Genomic DNA, 19,448 nt, shown 5'->3' with positions numbered 1-19,448 from the left:
CGAAGGAAAAGGCCATGTTGAAGGCGGGGCGGCTTTGGGCTTTGGGGGCGATGTCGGGCACCTCGCTTGACGGGGTGGATGCGGCCATGGTCGAGACCGATGGCGAGGTGATCTTTGGCTTTGGCCCGAGCGCCTATCGCGCCTATTTGCCGGGGGAGCAGGCCGTGCTGGCCGCCGCCCTCGGCAAATGGCCCGGAGAGGATCTGGCCGAGGCCGGGGCGCTGGTGGAGCGCGCGCATCTCGAGGTGTTGAGCAGTCTTTCAGGGGCTGCACTGGTCGGGTTTCACGGTCAGACGCTGGCGCATGAGCCGCAGGGGCGCGGCACGCATCAGTTGGGGGATGGCGCGCGGCTGGCCGAGGCTTTGCGCCTGCCGGTGGTCTGGGATTTCCGCAGCGCCGATATCCGGCTGGGCGGCGAGGGCGCGCCGTTGGCGCCGTTCTTTCATTTCGCCTGCGCGCGTTGGATCGGGGCCGAGGCGCCGCTGGCGTTTCTCAACCTTGGCGGGGTGGGTAACCTGACATGGGTCGATCCGCGCCGGACCCGGCCTGAGGAGGAGGGCGCGCTTTTGGCCTTTGACACCGGCCCGGCCAATGCGCCGATCAACGATCTGATGATGGCGCGGCGCGGTGAGCCCTATGATCGGGACGGCGCGCTCGCCCGGCGGGGGCAGGTGGCGCAGGGCGCGCTGGAACTCTTTCTGGACGAGTCGTATTTCCTGCGCATGCCGCCAAAATCGCTGGATCGCGACACGTTTTCCGAGATGATCGGGTTGGTTTCGGAACTGGGCGATGCCGATGCGGTGGCGACGCTCACCGGCATGGCGGCAGCGGCGGTGTTGCGCGGGATGGAGCATTGCCCGGAGCCACCCGCGCGTCTGCTGGTGACCGGGGGCGGGCGGCACAATCCGGTTATGATGCGCATGCTGGCGGCCTCGCTCGATTGCCCGGTGGAACCGGTGGAGGCGGTGGGGCTTGACGGCGACATGCTGGAGGCGCAGGCTTTCGCGCATTTGGCGGTGCGGGTGGCGCGCGGTTTGCCCACGTCCTGTGCTGGCACGACGGGTGTGCGCGCCGCCGTGTCGGGCGGGACGATCAGCCGACCGGAGGGCATGTGATGGACTATGATCTTGATCTGGGCGCAGGGGCCGGGCGGCGGCTTGGGCTGATCGTGCTGAGCACCGACGAGACGCTGGAATACGAGGCGCGCGGCATTCTTGCGGGGCGCGACGTCAATCTGTTGCACACCCGCATTCCGGCGCAGGCCGATGTCACGCCCGAGGATCTGCAGGCGATGGCACCGCAGATGACATGTACCGCCGCCCTTTTGCCGCAGGGGCTGTCGGCGCTTGGCTATGGCTGCACCTCTGCCAGTGCCGTAATCGGCCCCGAGGAGGTGGCGCGGCGCATGCAGAAGGCGCAACCCGGCACGCCCGTCACCAACCCGTTGAGCGCCGTGATTGCGGCGCTCAAGGCGCTTGGAGTGACCCGCGTGGCGATGGTCACGCCGTATGTGGCCGAGGTGAACGGCCCGATGCGCCACGCGCTGGCCGCGCAAGGGATCACCGTGGTGAGCGAGGCGAGTTTCGGTCAGAAGGAGGACTGGACGGTGGCGCGCATCGCCGAAAGCTCGACCCGGGCCGCGATGGTGCAGGCCGGGGGGGCGACGGGTGTTCAGGCGGTCTTTACAAGCTGCACCAATCTGCGCACTTTCGGGATCATCGAGGCGGTCGAGCAAGAGCTTGGACTGCCGGTGATCAGCTCCAATCAGGCGCTATTGTGGGACATGTTGCGGCGCGCCGATGTGGATGCGCTCGGATGGGGGCCGGGACGGCTGTTTGATCTAGAGGGACGGAAAGAAGACTGAATGACCGAGAAAGACCAAAAGCCCGCGACCATCGCCGCACAGGCGGCAGGCGCGGTGGAGGCGCAGACCGGGGGCGTGGTGCCGGGGATCAGCCTGGCCACGACCTATTTGCGCGATGCCGACTATGGGCTGATGCGGCCCGACAATGTCTATGGCCGCGATCAGAACGACACGGTGCGGCAGTGCGAGGAGGTGGTGCGCGCATTGGAAGCTGCGGCGGCGAGCCTGCTGTTTCCAAGTGGCATGGCGGCCATCGCAGCGGTCTTTCGGGCGCTGCCTTCGGGCGCGCGGGTGGTGATGCAGAACGGCATCTACTGGGGCACGCTGAAATGGGTGCGTGACTATTGCGTGCGCCGCGCGATCATACTCGATGAGATCGACGCGGCGGATCCTGCTGCCTTGGCCGAGGCGTGCCGGTCCTCGGCCGACATGGTCTGGATCGAGACGCCGTCGAACCCGTGGCTCAAGACCGTGGATATCGCGGCGGCGGCGGGTATGGCGCATAAGGCGGGCGCGGTGCTTGTGGTCGATGGCACGGCGGCGACGCCGGTGCTGACCCGGGCGCTCGATCTGGGGGCCGATATCGTGATGCATTCGGCGACGAAAGCCTTGAACGGGCATTCGGATGTGCTGGCGGGGGTCTTGTCCTGCCGCGAGCCGGGGCAGGCGATGTGGCAGGAGATCGCCACTGACCGGCATGACGCGGGTGCCATCATCGGCCCGTTCGAGGCGTGGCTCTTGATGCGCGGGATGCGGACATTACCGCTCCGAATGGAGCGGATGTGCGAGAATGCGATGGCAGTGGCGGAGTATCTGGAGGGGCGCGCTGATATTGAGGCGGTCTATTATCCGGGGCTGGCCAGCCACGCGGGGCATGCCATTGCGGCGCGGCAGATGCAGGGCGGCTATGGGTATCTGCTCTCGGCGCTGGTCAAGGGCGACAAGGCGCGCGCGCTCGACGTGGTGGGGCGGTTGCGGCTGTTTCACCGGGCGACGTCGCTGGGGGGCGTCGAGAGCCTTGTCGAGCATCGCCACACCATCGAGCCGCATACCGGCATACCCGAGACGCTCATTCGCCTGTCGGTGGGGATTGAGGATGCCGGCGACCTGATCGCCGATCTGGCGCAGGCGCTGGACGGGTAGGGGTGGTTATGGCCTGTTGTTGCCGTTGACCGCTACACACATGCGCGGAATCAAGGCCGAAGGCCGCCGCGCATCGCCGGGCCGCCCCCCGGCACGGCGATTTGGCTGCAACCTGCTCTGCGCTCGTATGTTTTTCGGGCTTGGCTGATATAAAGTGCTAGGAAACTATCGTTGGATCGCCGTACCGCGGCCCGTCGATGCGCGGCTCACGGCAACGGCAGCAACAGGCCAAAGCCTGTCTGCAACCCAGACCTGTACGGGTCTCTGGCAAACTCACGCAAATGCGAACGTGTCGGCGCGCGCGCGGTCCCAATATTTGGTGAAGGCCGGGTGATCGACGGTGCCTGAGAGCAATTCACCCGGTTCCAGCCAGAGATACTGGCTGGCCGCCGAGCGTACTTCGCGGCTGTTCACGCGGATCATCAGGTGGTGCGGCGTGAACTCTTGCGGGGCGCGCAGACCAGAGGATTCCACAGCCTCTTTCAGGGCAATCATGGTGTTGCGGTGGAAATTGGCCACGCGCTGGTATTTTTCCGTGACCACGAGAGCGCGGTAGCGGCCCGGGTCCTGCGTGGTCACCCCCGTGGGGCATTTGCCGGAATGGCAGACCTGTGCCTGAATGCAGCCGACGGCGAACATGAAGCCGCGCGCGATGTTGCAGCCATCCGCGCCGAGCGCGAACATGCGGCAAAGGTCAAAAGCGCTGATCAGCTTGCCCGAGACGATGAGCCGGATGCGGTCGCGCAGCCCCATGCCGACCAGCGTGTTATGCACCAGCATCAGCCCTTCGCGGATCGGCGCGCCCTTGTGGTCGGCGAACTCTGCCGGTGCCGCGCCGGTGCCGCCCTCGGCCCCGTCGATGGTGATGAAATCGGGGGTGATGCCGGTCTCGTGAAACGCCTTGGCCATGGCGAAGAACTCCCACGGATGGCCGACGCAGAGCTTGAGGCCCACCGGCTTGCCGCCCGAAAGTGACCGCAGGCGGGCGATGAACGCACACAGCCCCTCGGGGGTGGAGAACTCGGAATGGCCGGGCGGGCTGATGCAGTCCTCGCCCACCTGCACGCCGCGCGCTTCGGCGATGGCCTCGGTCACCTTGGCCCCGGGCAGAATGCCGCCATGGCCGGGCTTGGCCCCCTGGCTCAGCTTTATCTCGATCATCTTGACCTGATCGTCGGCGGCGGTCTCAGAAAACATCTCGGGATTGAACGCGCCCTCGGGCGTGCGGCAGCCGAAATAGCCCGAGCCGATCTGCCAGATCAGATCGCCGCCATGCTTGCGGTGAAAACGCGAGATCGAGCCTTCGCCGGTGGTATGGGCGAAACCGCCGATCCTGGCCCCCCAGTTGAGTGCCTCGATGGCATTGGGCGACAGCGCGCCATAGGACATGCCCGAGATATTGAGCGGCGAGCTGTCATAGGGTTGCGTGCAATCCGGGCCGCCGATGCGCAGGCGGAAATCGTGGCTGTCGAGATGGGTAGGGGCCATGGAATGGTTGATCCATTCATGCCCCACCGCGTTGACATTGCGCAGCGTGCCGAAGGGGCGCAGTCCCTCGATGCCCTTGGACCGGCGATAGACGAGGGCGCGCTGTTCTCTGGAATAGGGGGTTTCTTCGTGATCGCTTTCAAGGAAATACTGGCGGATCTCGGGGCGAAAATGCTCGAAGAGAAAGCGCAGCCGGGCCGAAATCGGGTAATTCTTGAGCACCGCGCGCTTGGTCTGAAAGACATCGTAGAGGCCGATGGCGGCCACAAGTGCTGCGAGGGCCGCAAGCACCCCGCCCCAGAACGGCAGCCAGAGAGCGACAACAATGCCTGCAGGCACGAGCAGTAAACTGATGAGCAGCGGAATATAACGCAAGAGACCCTCCCTGAACCCTGTCGCACCGGATCACTGTGGCAGATGGGGCTGCCAGGAGGCGAGTCTTTTCCGCTCAAATTTCGTGCATTGACGTGTCAGTAGTCTCTTTCGAAGAAGATACCGACGCCGGTGTCGCCATCATTCGAGGCCCCGCCCTTGACCGTCACCGAGTCCGAGACGTCGAGATTGAGGTTGATGCGCTGCTTGCCGGTGCTGTCGGCGGTGACCTCGGTATAGATGTTGTCGGAGATATAGGCCCCGGCGCTGACCTGCGTGTCGCCCTCTTCGGTCTGGGTGACGTCGAGATCGGCAAGGCCGATGGCCCCACGCAGGTTGCCCACCAGATCGGCATTCTCATTGCCTGCAAGGGTTGCCACGGCCGAGGCAAGCTGCGCGGCCTGGAAGGGCGAGATATTGTCGAGCCCGCGGCCAAAGATGAGGCGCGAGACGACCTCTTCCTGCGGCAGGTCGGGGTTGGAGGCGAAGGTGACTTCGGGCGCGCTGGCAAGCCCGTCGATGATGACCTGAAGCACGGTGTCCTCGACCTCGGTTTCGGCCACGAAGCGCAGGTATGGGTCGAGCGAGCCCTGCATGGTGACGCGCCCCTCGGTGAGGTCCAGGCGCTTGCCAAGTATGTCGAACCGACCCCGGATCAGTTCGAAAAACCCGTCGGGGGCAACGTCGGCGGTGGTGCCCCGGATGCGCAGACGCCCGCCCAGTTCGGCGTCAAGACCGCGACCGCGCACGAAGATGCGATTGGGTGCACTGATCGAAAGGTCAAGCGCGAAGGGGCGCGAGGGGCCACCGCTGTCCTCGGTCTTGATCAGACCCGCGCGCTCGCGGGAGGCGCGCGACGCGGCGGGTTCGTTGACGTGCTGCAGGTCGCGCAGCGAGACCGAAGCGGGGCCAAGCCCGGAAGGAATACGGATATTGGTCTCGTCCAGCGTGATCGCGCCGCCGATGCGCGCGCCGCCTGTCAGCGGGCCGTTCAGCGTCACCTCGCCATTGGCGGTGGTGGTGTAGATCAGCTGATCGGTCAGCACCAGACCGGCGAGACCGACGCTGAGATCGCCGTCAAAGCCAGGCGTCAGCGAGACCGGACCGGTGACCGTGACTTGCCCGCCGTCGCGCATGCGGGCGGTGAAGTCGGTCTGGACACGGGATTGTCCGAGATTGGCGGTGCCGCTCAGATCGTCAATGGCAAGCCCGGTTTCCGGGAGCGCCACGCGCGTGCCTTGGGTGGTCACGGTGCCCGAGACCGAGGCCAGCGCGGGCGCGCCACTCACCCGCAGATCATAGCGGGCGGTGCCATTGATCGCATTGGGCTGAATGAAGCTGTTGACCAGCGCGAGGGGCAGGGCGCCGGACGCTGCCAGATCGAGGCGCGCGCCGTGGTCGATCACATCCCCCGAGACGGCGGCGGTGGTGCCGCCCGGCCCGGTGGCGTCGAGATCGAGGCTGACGCGACGCGCCTCGGGACCCTCCAGCGTGACGGTGCCATTGGCCGACAGTGGCCCGGAAAACTCTGGCGCGAAGAGGCCAAGATTGGCGAGCCGCGCGTCGATGCTCAAGGGGCCGCCCGCGCCGTCTCCCGCTGCGGTGAGGCTGATCTGAGGTGTTTCAAGCGCGATGTTTCGGATCTCGATCCGCTCGGGCGTGCGGCCTGCCTGGGCGGTGAGGGAGAGGCGGCCCGCGATGATCTGGTCCAACTGGGCGATCCCGGTGGCGAGGCTCCGACCCTCCAGAGTGGTGCTGAGCGATAGCGCGTCGCCGCTGTCGCTGGTTTCGCCCTCTGCCGTCAGGTCGAGGCTGCCGCGCAGGGGGCGGCCTGCAAGGTCGGCGAAACGTGAAAGGTCGTTGATCCTGGCCGCGACATTGCCAGTGGCCGCAAACGCCTCGGGATCAGGTTGCACCGTGCCGGTGGCGTCGAGCGTGGCGCCCATGAGTTGCGCGGCCAAGCCGGTGGCGGTGATCGCACCGTCTGCGTCGCGGGCGATCATACCGCGCGCCTCGGCCGGACCGCTGAGGCGTTCGTCGATCAGTGCCAGATCGGAGAGGTTCGCATCGAACACGAGCTGTCCGCTTTGCTCGGCGATGATGCCCGAGCCGGAGGCGTTGATGCGCGCGGCGTCATAGGCGAGGCGCAGGTCGCGCAGGGTGACTGTGCCGTCGTCATGTGCCGCCTCGATGAGAAGCGTGCCGTCGCTGGCGATGATCCCGTCAAGCTGCGCGATGCCGGTGGCGAGGCCCGAGGTTGTGGCCTCGAGCGTGATGTCCACGGCTTGCGTCTCAATCGTGCCGCCGCCGCCGAAGGTGGCGTCGATGCGGCCCTCGAGCGGTTGGCCGGTGATCGCGGCAAAGCGTGAGAGATCGGCCACCTCGGCCTTGATCTGGGCGGAGGCGGGCAGGCCCGGGGCCTCGGGGGAGAGGGATGCCGTGCCGGTGATGCGCGCGCCCATGGCCTGTGCTACCAGATCGGTGAGGGTGACATCGTCGCCTGCGGCCCATGTCACCTGCGCGCGGGTTTCGGCGGGGCCGTCGAGGCGGCGGTCGGCGAGGCTGAGGTCGGACAGGTTGGCCGAAACGTCGAGGCTGCCGGAGGTGCTGTCGAGTTTGCCGGACGCGCTGGCGGTGAGATGGCGGTTTTCCAACTCGAAGCGGTCGAGCGTGGTGCCCGTCGTGTCGCGCATGGCCTTGAGCGAAAGCGTGGTTTCGGGCGCGATCAGCGGATCGGCCTGCGGGATGCCAACGGCAAGGCCGTCAGTCGAGGCATCGAGGGTGATGTCGAAATCGCCGCCCAGAAGGCTGCCGGATCCGGCGAGCGTGGCATTGGCGGCCCCCGCCAGATCCTGCCCGGAAAGGGCGGCGAAACGCGCCAGATCGGGCGCCTCTATCTGAGCGGAGCCGGAGATCGGAAAGCCCTCGGAAAGCGCCTCGACCCGGCCATTGGCGGCAAGGGTGGCGGCACCCGAGGCCACGCGCAGCGCGCGCAGCAGCAGCGGTGCGCCTTCGCTCCAGTCAATGCTGGCATGACCGGATAGGGTGGTGCCTGCGGCCTCGGCAAGTGCCGCATCGGCGAGATCAAGGCCGGAGATGTCGAATTCGGCGAGCGCGGTCACCCCGCGTGGTGGCATGCGCCGCAGCGTGCCGCGCCCCGAAAGCGTGGCGCTGTCGAGCCGGAGATCGGGTTGATTGAGGTCGGTCACGTCCAGGGTGGCGCGCCAGCGGTCGCCTTGGGCCGCGTCGTAGCGGGCGCTGAGCGTGGCCTCTTCAAGTGTCACGGGCGGGCCCGCGACGGGAAGGCGTACGGGTGTCGTGCCATCGCCGATATTGCCGTCGAGATCAAACCGCGTGGGCCAGCCTGCGGCATCGAGCGCCAGGGTGCCGTCGAGCGCAAGCTGCGCCGCCGAAAGGCTGAGCCGGTCGATGTCGAGCGCGCCATCGGGGGCGCGCGCCCCGGTGAGGTTGAGCGTGCTTTGCCCGCCGAAAAAGGCACGGTACTCCTCGGCCATGAGGGGGGTCAGATCGCCGTCGAGCCCGGCATTGAAGCGCATGCCGTCTTCGGTGCCTTGCAAGGTCAGCCGCCCGGTCAGCCGGTCGGTGCCGTCGGTGGCGAGCCGCAGATCGGCGGCGTAGTCATCAAGCGGGGCCTCGCCCTGAACGGTGAGGGCGATGGCCGGGCTGTCGGGCAGTTTCAGCAGCGTCGAGGCGATCCCACCCGGGGCCTCATCAAGGGTGAGATCGAGGGCGAGCACACGGCTGTCATTGTCAAAGCCCGCCTCAAGCGAGATTTCGCCGCGCCCGTCGAGGCGATTGACCTCGATATCAACCGTGCCCTCGCCACTGCCAAGTGACAGGCTGCCGAAGAGTTCGAGCCGGATTTCCTCGCCAAGAATGGGCGCGCCGAGGGTCAGCGTCTCGGCGGAAATCTCGCCGATATTGACCGAAACGGGCAGTTCGGGCAGGGCGAAGGGCTTGGCCTCGGCGTCCTCGGGGGTGACCGGCGCCTCGCCGCCCGGCAGGCGTGAGAGGGTGATTTCGGCGGCGGTCAGGCTGTTGACCTCGACGCGTCCGGCCAAAAGCGCCGAGCGCGTCCAGTCGAGTGTCACGTCGCCGAGGCGCAGCCAGACACCGTCATCATCGGCGATGGTCAGGGTCTCGAGCGTGGCCTGCGACGACAGCGCCCCGGCAAAGCCGGTGATCCGCACCTCGCGCCCCGCCACCGAGAGATTGTCCTCGATCAGTGATTGCAGAAAGCCGCGCCCGTCCTCGTCCTCCTGCGCGTGCAGGGGGGCTGCCAGAAGCGTGAGAGCCAGCGATATGAGCCGTAGCGCGCGCATCAGAATGCCTGTCCAATCCCGATATAGAGTTCGAGGTTTTCGCCTGCATTCTCGCCGATGGGGGTCGCGAGGTCGACCCGGATGGGGCCCACGGCAGTGAAGTAGCGCGCGCCAATGCCCGCGCCGCTGTGCCATTCGCCCCGGCCGGTGCCGAACGCGTCCTGACCGATAAAGCCGGTATCGGCAAAGGCCACGGCCTGAATGCTGTCGCTGACCATCGTGCGCACCTCGCCGGAGAAGCCGAGAAAGGAGCGCCCGCCGACGGTGACGGTGGGCGACAGATCCACCCCGAGCGATTGATACCGCTGGCCGCGCACCGTGCCGGCACCCCCTGAATAGAACAGCATGTCGGCAGGCACCTCGTCGATATCCGCCCCCGTGACAGAGCCCAGTTGCGCGCGCCCTGCCAATGTGAAGCGGTCATTCGCGCCAAAGGAGACATGCTCGCGCAGATCGACATAGAGCCGTGTGCCCGCGCCGCCGCCTTCATCCAGCCCGATGAACGGGGTCAGAGAGACGTCGAGATAGAGCCCCGATGTGGGGTTGAGCGGGTCGTCACGGCGATCCCATGTGGCGCGCAGTGGAAAGAGCAGATGCTGCAATTCGCGGTTGCCCAGATCGTCTGTGATCTCGGAATAGCGGTAGGTGATGCCCGCCTCGCCGGTCAACTCGTCGGAAAAGATATGGGTCAGGCCGCCGCCAATTTCGGCCTTGCGTTCGCTATAATCGGGTTCGTTGTTGTCCTCGATATTGGCCAGCAGAAAGGCCCCGGTATCGGGGGTGAAGGTGGCAGGCCGGTCAAGCCGCGCGCCGAGTCGGAAATCCTCGCCGCCCGAATCGCCGCCGATCCCACCGATCATCGCGTCGAGGCGCAGTCGCTCGGCACCGCCCAGCAGGTTGCGGTGCAACCAGAACCCCGAGAGCGTGATCCCTTCGAGCGATGACAGTTCCGCGCCCGCGCCGATGCGGCGGCGTTTGGCGTCCACGACCTGCGTGCGCATGTCGAGCGTACCGTCAGGGTTGGGGGCGTCGGCATCGCGCATCACCACCGAGCGGAACGCCCCAGTGCGGCGCAGGCGGTTTGCAGCGCGTTCGCGTTCGGCGGGCGAGTAGATACGGCCGGTGGGCAGGCCCGCGATCTCGCGGATACGCGCCTCGCGCACGCGGGATGGGCGCCCCTCCTGTTCAATCTGCAGGGTGCCGAAGCGCAGGCGCGGCCCGGGATCGAGGCTGATATCGGCATCAAGCGATTGCGTGGCGTGATCGGCGATGACGGTCTGAGCGTCCACGTCTGCCTTGGCATGACCGGCATCCCGCCAGTTGCTGATGCTGGTGCGGGTGGCGTCGCCGATGAGTTGGCCCTTGGCAGGCTGGCCGGTGGCGAAACCATCTGGCAGTTGGGTGCCGGGGGCGAGCGGGGCCACCCGAGCGCGATTGAAGGAGAAGGCCGGGCCGCGTTCGACGATGATGTCGATCCGGTCGATCTGATCGGGCGCGCGCAGTGGCGGGATGCTGGCCGCCTCCTGCCCGTTGACGCGGATACGCACCACGCCGCTGTAATAGCCCGCGGCATAGAGCACGCCGGTAAGGCGTCCGTAATCGGCCTGTGCGGCGGCGAACAGGTCCTGGGCGGTGCTGCCGTCCGCCTGGGCTGTGGAGAGGCTGAGCGAGGCGTCGCGCAGGCGCGACTCAAACCTGTCGGGCGCACCCGGTGCTGCAAAGCCGAAGTCGAGTGCCACGGCTGGTACCGTGCCAAGGCACAGGGCGATCGCCACCAGTGCAGCCTTTGGAAAACAGGACTTTCTCACGTCACGCATACCCCCCGGCACCAGTAACTTTGGTATCGCATCGCAGGTAGCGGATTGCCAGACCGGGACGAGGGGAATTTTTGAACGGCTTTGAAAACTGGCAGGAATTCACTCAGCAGGCTGTGGGGCATGGTCCGCAAGTTCGGCCTCCAGCGCCTTTTCGATGGTCCCCCTTGGCTGTGTGAACCGTGCCAGAAGATCGTAGAGGATCGGCGTCACGAAGAGCATCAGCAGCGTAGCGAGGCTGAGCCCGGCGATGATCACCGTGCCCACGGCAATGCGGCTCTCGGCACCCGCGCCGCTGGCCAGAACCAGCGGCAGCGCCCCCAGCACGGTAGAGATTGCGGTCATCATGATCGGGCGCAGGCGCAGCACCGAGGCCTCGATCACCGCGTCGCGCACCTCGCGGCCTTCGTCGCGCAGCTGATTGGCGAATTCGACGATCAGGATACCGTTCTTGGAGATCAGGCCGATCAGCAGGATGATCCCGATCTGGCTGTAGACATTGAGCGACAGCCCGCCCACGACCATGGCATAGATCGCGCCCGCCACGCCGGTGGGCACGGTGAGCATGATGACAACGGGGTGCAGGAAGCTCTCGAACTGCGCCGCGAGCACAAGGTAGACGATCACCAGCGCCAGCACGAACACCACGCCGAGCCCGCCCGAGGTGTCCTTGTAGGTGCGCGACTGCCCGTCATAGCCTAGCTTGGCCTCGGCGGGCAGGATTTCGGTGGCGATGGTTTCAAGCTGCGCCAGCACGTCGCCCAGTTCCGCATCGGGGGCGAGCGCGCCCGAAAGCTGGATCGAGGGCAGCCGGTCGAAGCGGCGCAATGACGGGGCAGCAGCGTTTTCCTTGAGCGTCACCAGTGCGCCCAAGGGCACCAGCGTCTCGCCGTCGGAAGCGCGGATGAAGATATTTTCGATATCCGTGGGGGTGCGCCGATCCTCGTCCTCGGCCTGCACCAGAACCGGGTATTCGCGGCCCCGGCTGACAAAGGTCGTGACCTCGCGCGAGGCCAGCATGGTTTGCAGCGTGGTGGCGATCACGTCAGCGGAGATGCCCAGGTCGTCGGCGCGTTCGCGGTCAATCTCGATATCGAGCTGCGGCAGGTTTTCCTCGAAGTTGATTTCCGGGTTCACCAGCCCCTCGACGCCCTCGGCGCGTTTGAGAAATTCGGTGGCCCAGCCTTCGATGCTTTCGAAATCCGGTCCGCCGATCACCACCTGCACGGGGGTTGAACTACCGCGCAGCCCAAGGCCCGCAGGTGTCACCGGAAAGCCGTGCGCGATGGTCACCTGGCTCATTTGCGGGGCGAGATCGCCGACCAGCGCCGACACCGGGCGGCCGCGCTCTTCCCAGGGCGCGAGGCGGAACACCACGAAGGAACGCCACGCACGCCCGCCCCAGCCGGTGAAGGTGAACACCGTCTCAATCTCGCCGCTTTCGACATAGGGCACGAGCAGCTCCTCGACCTGGCGCGCAGCCATGTCGGAATGCGGCACGGTTGAGCCCTGCGGTGCGGTGAGCGGCACGAAACCGACGCCGCGATCCTCGCGCGGGGCCAGTTCGCGCGGCAGACCGTCGTAGAAAAGCGCGGCGCCCGCCGTGATGGCCAAGGTGACCGGCAAGACCACCAGCGGCATGCCGATGGCACGAGTCAGAAGCGCACGATAGGCGCGCTGGATGAAGGGGGTGCCATGCGCGCGGCCATCCTTGCGGGCCTTGCGCGCGCGCAGCACCTTGGAGGCCAGTGCAGGGCAGGCGGTCAGCGCCACGAAGGTCGAGATCGCGACGGTGCCCGCCATGACCCAGCCGAATTCCACAAACAGACGCCCGACCTGTCCGGGCATGAACGAGAGCGGCACGAAGACCGCGATCAGCGTGAGCGAGGTGGCGATGACGGCAAAGGTCACCTGCCGCGCGCCCTTGAGGCTCGCGACCAGCGGGCTTTCGCCCTCTTCGATCCGGCGCTGGATGTTTTCCAGCACGACGATGGCGTCATCGACCACAAGGCCGATCGACAAAAGCAGCGCCAGAAGCGTCAGGGTGTTGAGCGAAAATCCCCAGATGCCGATCAGAAGAAAGCTGCCGATCAACGCGACGGGGATGGTAATGGCGGGAATGAGCGTGGCGCGAATGCTGCGCAAAAAGAGCAGGATCACCGCCACCACCAGCGCCAGTGATATGAAGAGCGCGGTCACCACTTCGCGGATCGAGGCCCCGACGAAAAGCGCATCATCCGAGCCGACGATGATCTTCATGCCCTCGGGCAGGCTGCGTTCCATCGCCTTCATCTCGGCGCGCACGGCCTTGGAAATTTCCAGCGTGTTCGACTGGCTCTGACGCAGGATCCACAGGCCCACGGCGTCGGTGCCGTTGGTGCGCACGACGGTGGTGTCATCGGCCACGCCCGGCTCCACCCGTGCCACATCGCCCAGGCGCACCGGGTAGCCCGCCACGCGGTCGAGCACGATGGCGCGGAAATCCTCGATGCTGTCGAGGCGGCTGTTGAGGCGCACGGAGAGCTGACGGTTGAACGATTCCACCTCGCCCGCAGGCAGTTCGATATTGTTGCGCCGCAGCGCTGCCTCGACATCCGAAACGGTGAGGTTACGTGCCGCGAGCGCGCGCCGGTCGATCCAGATGCGCACCGCAAAGGGCCGCTCGCCCACCAGATTCACGTTTGCCACACCGTCGAGCGTGGCAATACGGTCAACGACCAGCCGGTCGACGTAGTCGGTGATCTCGGCGGTGGTCATCCGGTCCGAGGTGACGGCGATGCGCATCACCGGGTCAGCATCGGCATCGGATTTGACGACCTCGGGCTCATCCGCCTCTTCCGGCAGTTCTCCTCGCACCCGGCCCACGGCGTCGCGCACATCGTTGGCGGCCACGTCGATATCGACGCCGCTGTCAAACTCGATGGTCACGCGGCTGCGGCCCTGACGGCTTTCGGAGCTGATCGTGCGGATGCCCGAGATGGTGGCGATGGCGCCCTCGATGGTCTCGGTCAGATCGGTGTCGATCACCTCGGGTGCGGCACCGCGATAGGTGGTGGTGACGGTGACGACAGCATTGTCGACATCGGGCAATTCGCGCACCGGAAGCGAGCGCAGTGCGGCGAGGCCGAAGATCACGATCAGCAGGCTCATCACCGCCGCAAGGACGGGACGGCGGACCGAGATGTCCGAGAGGGTCATGTCGGCTGTTCCGGTTCCGCCTCGGCAGAGGCGGTGGCGGCATCGTCGGTTTCGAGAACCTTGAGCGGGCTGCCGTCGCGCACCCGCTGCAGGCCTCGCACCACCACGGCCTCGCCCTCGTCGAGGCCCGAGAGGATCGCGATGCGCCCGTCCTGACGTTGTCCGGTCTTGACCACGCGGCGCTGCGCGACGTTGTCCCGGGCGACAAACACATAGGTTTCAGCGGCCTGAAAGATGATCGCCTCTTCCGGCACGGTGACGCGGTCGTCCTGCGACAGGATCAGGGTGAGCGACAGGAACATGCCGGCGGGCAGGGTGCTGTCGGGGTTGGGCACCAATGCGCGGGTGCGAAAGGCACGGCTCACCGGGTCGATGCGGCTGTCCACCGCGTCGATCGTGCCGGTGAAGTCGCGCTCGGGAAAGGCGGCGCTGCGGGCGATCACCTGCTGGCCGTGGTGCACTTGGGCAAAGACCGTCTCGGGCAGCGAGAACTCGACCTCGACTTCGCTCAGATCGTCAAGGCGGGTCAAGACTTGCCCCTCTTCCACGCGCGCACCGGAGTCGTAGTTGGTTAGCCCCACGACGCCGCCGAACGGCGCGGTGATGCGGCGATCCTCCAGCCTGCGGCGGGCGCGGTCGACATCGGCCTCGGCCTCGGCCAGGCGGGCGATGGCCTCTTCCAGCGTGGCGAGCGAGACGGCATTTGTCGTGCGCAGCTGTCGGGCACGCTCGAGTGCCTGACGCTGTTCGGTGAGCACGGCCTCGGCCTCCGAAAGATCGGCGCGCTCGATGGTGTCTTCGAGCCGGGCCAGTACATCGCCTTTCTCAACGCGCGTGCCGGGGGAGATTGTCAGTTCGACAAGGCGTCCATCGACCTCGGGCACGATCTCGATCGAACGCAGGGCGCGGGTGGTGCCCACGGCCTCGACGGTGCGGCGCAGGGTGCGGGTCTCGGCGAGGGCCAGCTCGACTGTGGCGGGGCGTGGCCCGCCGCTCTCCGCCTCGGAGGGCGGGGCAGGGGCGAGTTCGGTGCGGTAATACTCATAGCCGCCATAGGCGAGCGCGCCCAGAACGCAGAGCACCATGAGTTGTTTCAGGATCGACATGCGTTCGCACCTTGTTTTATTGGCGCGGGCGTCGGCCCGGCGCGCGGTCGGTTTAACCCTGACCTTTGTCGAACTTATCGTATGCTAAGGGAAAGGCAACTCTTCGTGAGGGTGGGACCGGCGCTGGTTTTGCCTGACGCGGACCTGCGCACCTCTCGTGCGGACCCTTGGTTTGCTCATGCCGCATCGCGGTAGCGGTCGATTTCGGCCAGGGTCACTTGCCAGAGGGGTGGCAGTTCGGCCAGACGGGCGGCGCGGGCGGCATGATCGCGCCGGAGCACGGCCGCCTCTGCCGCCGCCAGATGTGCCTGAAAGGCGCGCGCGCCGCAGGTTGCTGCGGTGCCTGCCAGCCGGTGCAGCCGCGTGATCAGCGCGTCGTCCGGCAGAGACCGCTCGCTGGAAAGATCGCCCATCAGCGCTGCACCCTCCGCCTCGAAGCTGCGCAGGATTTCGGCGATACGATCAGCCGAGAGGCTGTGGCCCAGCTGATCGAGATAGCCATGGTCGAGACAGGGCGGTGTGGTTTCCCCTTGCCCGAGCAGCAGCTCTGTGACGGGCAAACCGGTGTCATTGCGCGCCATCAGGCGGCGCAGGGCCTCGCGGCTGAGCGGCTTGGTCTCGACCTCGTTGACCCCGGCCTCGATCAGCTTTTTGGCCGTGTCAGCCCCGGCATGGGCGGTAAGCGCCACGATGCGCGTGCGTGCGCTCGGGCCCGTGCCTGCGCGGATCGCCTGCGTTGCCGCTATCCCGTCCAGCCGCGGCATGTTCACGTCCATCAGGATGAGATCGAAGGTCGCGGCTTGCGCCGCCTGCACCCCCTCAATTCCGTCCGCTGCGAGCGTGACCTGATGTCCGTCACGGCTCAACATGGTCTCGACCACCAGCCGGTTGGTCGGGTTGTCCTCGACCACAAGTACCTTTGCCTTGCGGGCAGGGGCGGGCGTCGGCATGACCCGGCCCGACGGTGGGGCGGTGCGATCCGTGGGCCGCAGCGGCAGACGCACCCAGAACAGGCTGCCTTCGCCCAGCACGCTTTCCGCCCCGACGCTGCCGCCCATCAGGGTCGCCAGTTGCCGCGCGATCCCAAGCCCGAGCCCGGTGCCTTCGGGCTGTTCCATGTCCCGTGGCTCGACGCGCACGAAATCGTCAAAGACCTTTGGCAGGTCTGCTTCGGGGATGCCGACGCCGGTGTCGGACACCTGAAATTCGACCATCTCGGCCGCGGGATCGCGGGACACCTCGAGCGTGATATCGCCATCGCGGGTGAACTTGATCGCGTTCGAGACGAGGTTGAGCAGCACCTGATGAACACGGTCGCGGTCACCTTCCACAGGGCCCAGCCCATGCGTGGGCGCGAGCAGGCGCAGCCGGTTGCCGCGTGCGGTGGCGGCGGCGCTCTGGCTTTCGACCAGATCGGCGAGCAGCCGGTCCAGGTCGAAGGCGCCGCGCCGCAGTCGCAGCTTGCCCGCCTCGGCCTGCGTCATGTCTAGCGCGTCGGTGATCTGGGTCAGCAACAACTGCCCGGACGAGCGCATGATGCGGGCGTAGCGCTCCTGTTCGGCATCAAGGCCGGTGTCGCCCAACAGATCGAGCGCCCCTAGAATGCCGTTCAGCGGCGTTCGCATCTCGTGGCTGATCATGCCGAGAAACCGCGCTTTCGCCCGCTCACCCGAGAGCGCACGATCGCGGGAGGTTGCAATCTCGGCCTCGGCGGCGCGTCGGGCCGAGATGTCCCGCACGAAGCAGATGCAGACCGCCGTATCCCCACGCGGCGCAAGATCGGCAGAAAGTTCCACCGCGAAATGCCGCCCCGTCAGGCTGTGCCCGGTCAGCCTGTCCGACCGGTATGGCCCGTCGCGACAGGCCGCCATCAGGCGCTCCGCGTCAAGCCGGAGACCGGCCGCATTGCCGTCGGGCCCCGAGATCAGCGCGTCGAGGCGCACATTGCTCTCGGCGTTGCGGGGCAGGTCGAACATGCGCTGTGCACTGGCATTGGTATCACGCAGGCAACCGTCGGCGTCGATCACCAATACCGCGTCCTGCGAGGTGTTGAGGATCGTCGCCAGCCGGTTCGTGGTGCGGCGGCTTTCCTCGGCGCGCAGACGGTGACTGCGGTAAAGCCGCCAAAGCGTGATCAGCAGGGTAAAGAGTGCCGTCACCATCAGCAGGATCAGGATGGTCAGCGTGATAATCTGCGAGGTCAGCACCGTGCGCTCGGCGTCCGAACGACGCGCATCGACAGTGATCGCCTGCGTGGCGACGGCGCGGATCGGCGCGGTCAAGCGCCCGGCCAGAGCCGCGAGCCGGTCACTCGCCGCGTACAGTTCGGTGTCCGGGGCGTCGATGATCGGCACCATCTGCGCCAGCAGCGCCACCATCAGATCGAGATCATCCTCCATCGCGCCATCGCGGATCACCGTGCGATAAACGTCTCCGCGCTGCAGGGTCATGGCCCGACTGTAAAGCAGGTCGAACTGTCGGCGCGTATTCTGTGTCGAGGCGGGGTCGGATTCGCTCAGGCGTTCAAGTGACAGGCGAAAGCGCAACTGATCCACTTCGAGTTGCGACATCGTCCATTGCAGATTGTCCTGCTTGGCGCTGCCGTATTGGTCGAGTTTCCCAAGCACCTGCATGGTCATCAACGCGGCTGCGAGCATGCAGCCCGCGGCAAACGCGCTCAGGATCGCGAGTGCCAGGCGATCCCGGGCGGGCAGGCTTGCGGCGGTCGTGACACTCATTCGGTTTCATTCCAGGCCGCGCGTGCAGGGGTCAGCGGGCGGTGATTCGGTCCAGCTGCCAGATGCTGCGCGAATATACCGTTTCGGTCCGAAAGGCCGGATCGGCATCATAGTTGTAGACCAGCCAGAATGGCCCTTTTTCCCGCAGGCTCATCGGCTCGTCGTTGCGCGCATAGGCGATCATCGGGTTGTCCTGCCCGATCTCGGAGACAGGCACGGTAATGGAATAGTCGTTTATCGCCTTGAACTCCAGTAGTTCCGCCTCGATCTTCAGGTGACTCATGAGATCGTGAAGCGACACGCCGGAAAATCGCTGCGGCCCCTCTGTCCAGATCGTTGTCGTGACGTATTCGGTCTGCGGCAGGGCCGTCAGGTCGGTGCGGCTCAGGATGACGGGCGCGTCTAGTCGCGGGTGGGTGATGGTCAGGTTGGGTTCGGTTTGGGCTTGCGTCACGGCGGGCGGCGCCGTGATGATCAGACCGGTAAGGATCGCGGTGCACACCGCGCGAAAAACTGACTTGAACATGGTTGTCTCCGGAAATTATATGCGTCAGTCTCATCAATTACACCGCGTTGACCATCCCCCTATGCCGATGGAGAGGCCGCACAGCCCATGGTGGTATTCCGCGATTGCGAAATCCGGGGTTTTGATAGATGCGATGCCAGAATATGATCAAATGATTGTGATCATTTTGCGCGCGGCATAATAAGTGCATGCGCAGCGGCGGCGACACGTGTCGAGCCGCGTCGCCAAGGAATGGAAAGGGACGACATGGGCAGGCTCTTGCTGGCGGATGATCACGATCTCGTGCGAGAGACCATCGCCGATTTTCTTCGGCTTCAGGGTGGATTTGTCGTCGAAGTGGCAGATAGTTTCGATGCTGCGATTTCGCTGGTCGGACGGTCGACGCCGTTTGACCTCGTCTTGCTGGATTTCCAGATGCCGGGCATGGACGGCCTGACCGGGCTTTCACGGATGAAGGCGCAGGCGCGCTGTCCGGTGGCGATCCTGTCAGGCACCGCACCGCCTGATGTTGCGCGGCGCGCGCTGCGCGCGGGGGCGGCGGGATTCCTGCCCAAGACGCTCGATCCGCAATCGTTGATCGCGGCGGTGCATCACATGCTGGTGGGCGAGAATTACGCGCCGCTCGACTTTCTCGAAGAGGATGCCCCGGTCGAGGAGGGCCCGCGCCTGACGCCGCGCGAGCGCGACGTTCTGGTGGGGGTGTCCGAAGGCAAGTCGAACAAGGAAATCGCCCGGGACCTCGACATTCAGGAGGTGACGGTCAAGCTGCATCTCAAGACGCTGTCACGCAAGCTGGGGGCAAAGAACCGCACCCATGCCGCGATGCTGGCGCGCGACATGGGCTATGCCTGAGCGC

Annotated in this window: 11 protein-coding genes; 4 read left to right on the top strand and 7 right to left on the bottom strand. The window is 66.2% G+C overall.

All coding sequences use genetic code 11. The annotated features are described in order from the left end of the window. Positions 1 to 14: 14 nt before the first annotated feature. The 3 genes from RID11_RS07930 to RID11_RS07920 are packed head-to-tail and all read left to right on the top strand — an operon-like array spanning position 15 to position 3,007. Positions 15 to 1,115: an anhydro-N-acetylmuramic acid kinase gene (locus tag RID11_RS07930; RefSeq protein ID WP_350137336.1), complete on the top strand. Its 1,101-nt coding sequence runs from the start codon at positions 15 to 17 to the stop codon at positions 1,113 to 1,115. After that, on the top strand, positions 1,115 to 1,864 hold the full coding sequence (locus tag RID11_RS07925; RefSeq protein ID WP_350137334.1) for a maleate cis-trans isomerase family protein: 750 nt from the start codon (positions 1,115 to 1,117) through the stop codon (positions 1,862 to 1,864). Before RID11_RS07930 ends, RID11_RS07925 begins: the two co-directional genes overlap by 1 nt. Further along, positions 1,865 to 3,007, top strand: coding sequence for a trans-sulfuration enzyme family protein (locus RID11_RS07920; RefSeq protein WP_350137332.1), 1,143 nt, complete (start codon positions 1,865 to 1,867; stop codon positions 3,005 to 3,007). A gap of 273 nt (positions 3,008 to 3,280) precedes the next feature. Here the strand turns inward: RID11_RS07920 and RID11_RS07915 are convergent, their stop codons facing one another. From RID11_RS07915 to RID11_RS07885, 7 genes are all read right to left on the bottom strand, one after another. After that, positions 3,281 to 4,870, bottom strand: a complete 1,590-nt coding sequence (locus tag RID11_RS07915; protein ID WP_350137330.1) for an FMN-binding glutamate synthase family protein — start codon at positions 4,868 to 4,870, stop codon at positions 3,281 to 3,283. 95 nt (positions 4,871 to 4,965) lie between these two features. Further along, a complete protein-coding gene (locus RID11_RS07910) occupies positions 4,966 to 9,210 on the bottom strand; it encodes a translocation/assembly module TamB domain-containing protein (RefSeq protein WP_350137328.1) in 4,245 nt (1,414 codons plus the stop codon). Next, on the bottom strand, positions 9,210 to 10,985 hold the full coding sequence (locus RID11_RS07905; RefSeq protein WP_350137326.1) for an autotransporter assembly complex protein TamA: 1,776 nt from the start codon (positions 10,983 to 10,985) through the stop codon (positions 9,210 to 9,212). Before RID11_RS07905 ends, RID11_RS07910 begins: the two co-directional genes overlap by 1 nt. Before the next feature lie 141 nt (positions 10,986 to 11,126). Beyond that, positions 11,127 to 14,222, bottom strand: a complete 3,096-nt coding sequence (locus RID11_RS07900) for an efflux RND transporter permease subunit (protein WP_350137324.1) — start codon at positions 14,220 to 14,222, stop codon at positions 11,127 to 11,129. Continuing rightward, entirely contained in the window at positions 14,219 to 15,328 is a 1,110-nt protein-coding gene (locus tag RID11_RS07895) for an efflux RND transporter periplasmic adaptor subunit (protein WP_350137322.1), read from the bottom strand. The genes RID11_RS07900 and RID11_RS07895 overlap by 4 nt, the downstream gene beginning before the upstream one ends. 176 nt (positions 15,329 to 15,504) lie before the next feature. After that, entirely contained in the window at positions 15,505 to 18,066 is a 2,562-nt protein-coding gene (locus RID11_RS07890) for a hybrid sensor histidine kinase/response regulator (protein ID WP_350137319.1), read from the bottom strand. 31 nt (positions 18,067 to 18,097) lie between these two features. Continuing rightward, complete coding sequence (locus RID11_RS07885; RefSeq protein ID WP_350137316.1) at positions 18,098 to 18,592, bottom strand: putative pterin-binding protein; 495 nt, start codon at positions 18,590 to 18,592, stop codon at positions 18,098 to 18,100. Positions 18,593 to 18,838: 246 nt separating this feature from the next. On the opposite strand from RID11_RS07885, the gene RID11_RS07880 reads away from it, so the two are divergent. Next, positions 18,839 to 19,444, top strand: a complete 606-nt coding sequence (locus tag RID11_RS07880) for a response regulator transcription factor (protein ID WP_350137771.1) — start codon at positions 18,839 to 18,841, stop codon at positions 19,442 to 19,444. The last annotated feature ends 4 nt before the right edge of the window (positions 19,445 to 19,448 follow it).

It is taken from the genome of Roseovarius sp. (genome assembly GCF_040219995.1).
Taxonomy (GTDB): domain Bacteria; phylum Pseudomonadota; class Alphaproteobacteria; order Rhodobacterales; family Rhodobacteraceae; genus Roseovarius.
The sequence above is the reverse complement of the archived record's forward strand: the minus strand, read 5'-3'. Positions and strand labels throughout refer to the sequence as shown.

Coding starts and splice junctions, on each gene's coding strand:
- RID11_RS07930 (WP_350137336.1), top strand. CDS start 15: ATGTTGAAGGCGGGGCGGCTTTGGGCTTTGGGGGCGATGTCGGGCACC.
- RID11_RS07925 (WP_350137334.1), top strand. CDS start 1,115: ATGGACTATGATCTTGATCTGGGCGCAGGGGCCGGGCGGCGGCTTGGG.
- RID11_RS07920 (WP_350137332.1), top strand. CDS start 1,865: ATGACCGAGAAAGACCAAAAGCCCGCGACCATCGCCGCACAGGCGGCA.
- RID11_RS07910 (WP_350137328.1), bottom strand. CDS start 9,210: ATGCGCGCGCTACGGCTCATATCGCTGGCTCTCACGCTTCTGGCAGCC.
- RID11_RS07900 (WP_350137324.1), bottom strand. CDS start 14,222: ATGACCCTCTCGGACATCTCGGTCCGCCGTCCCGTCCTTGCGGCGGTG.
- RID11_RS07895 (WP_350137322.1), bottom strand. CDS start 15,328: ATGTCGATCCTGAAACAACTCATGGTGCTCTGCGTTCTGGGCGCGCTC.
- RID11_RS07890 (WP_350137319.1), bottom strand. CDS start 18,066: ATGAGTGTCACGACCGCCGCAAGCCTGCCCGCCCGGGATCGCCTGGCA.
- RID11_RS07885 (WP_350137316.1), bottom strand. CDS start 18,592: ATGTTCAAGTCAGTTTTTCGCGCGGTGTGCACCGCGATCCTTACCGGT.
- RID11_RS07880 (WP_350137771.1), top strand. CDS start 18,839: ATGGGCAGGCTCTTGCTGGCGGATGATCACGATCTCGTGCGAGAGACC.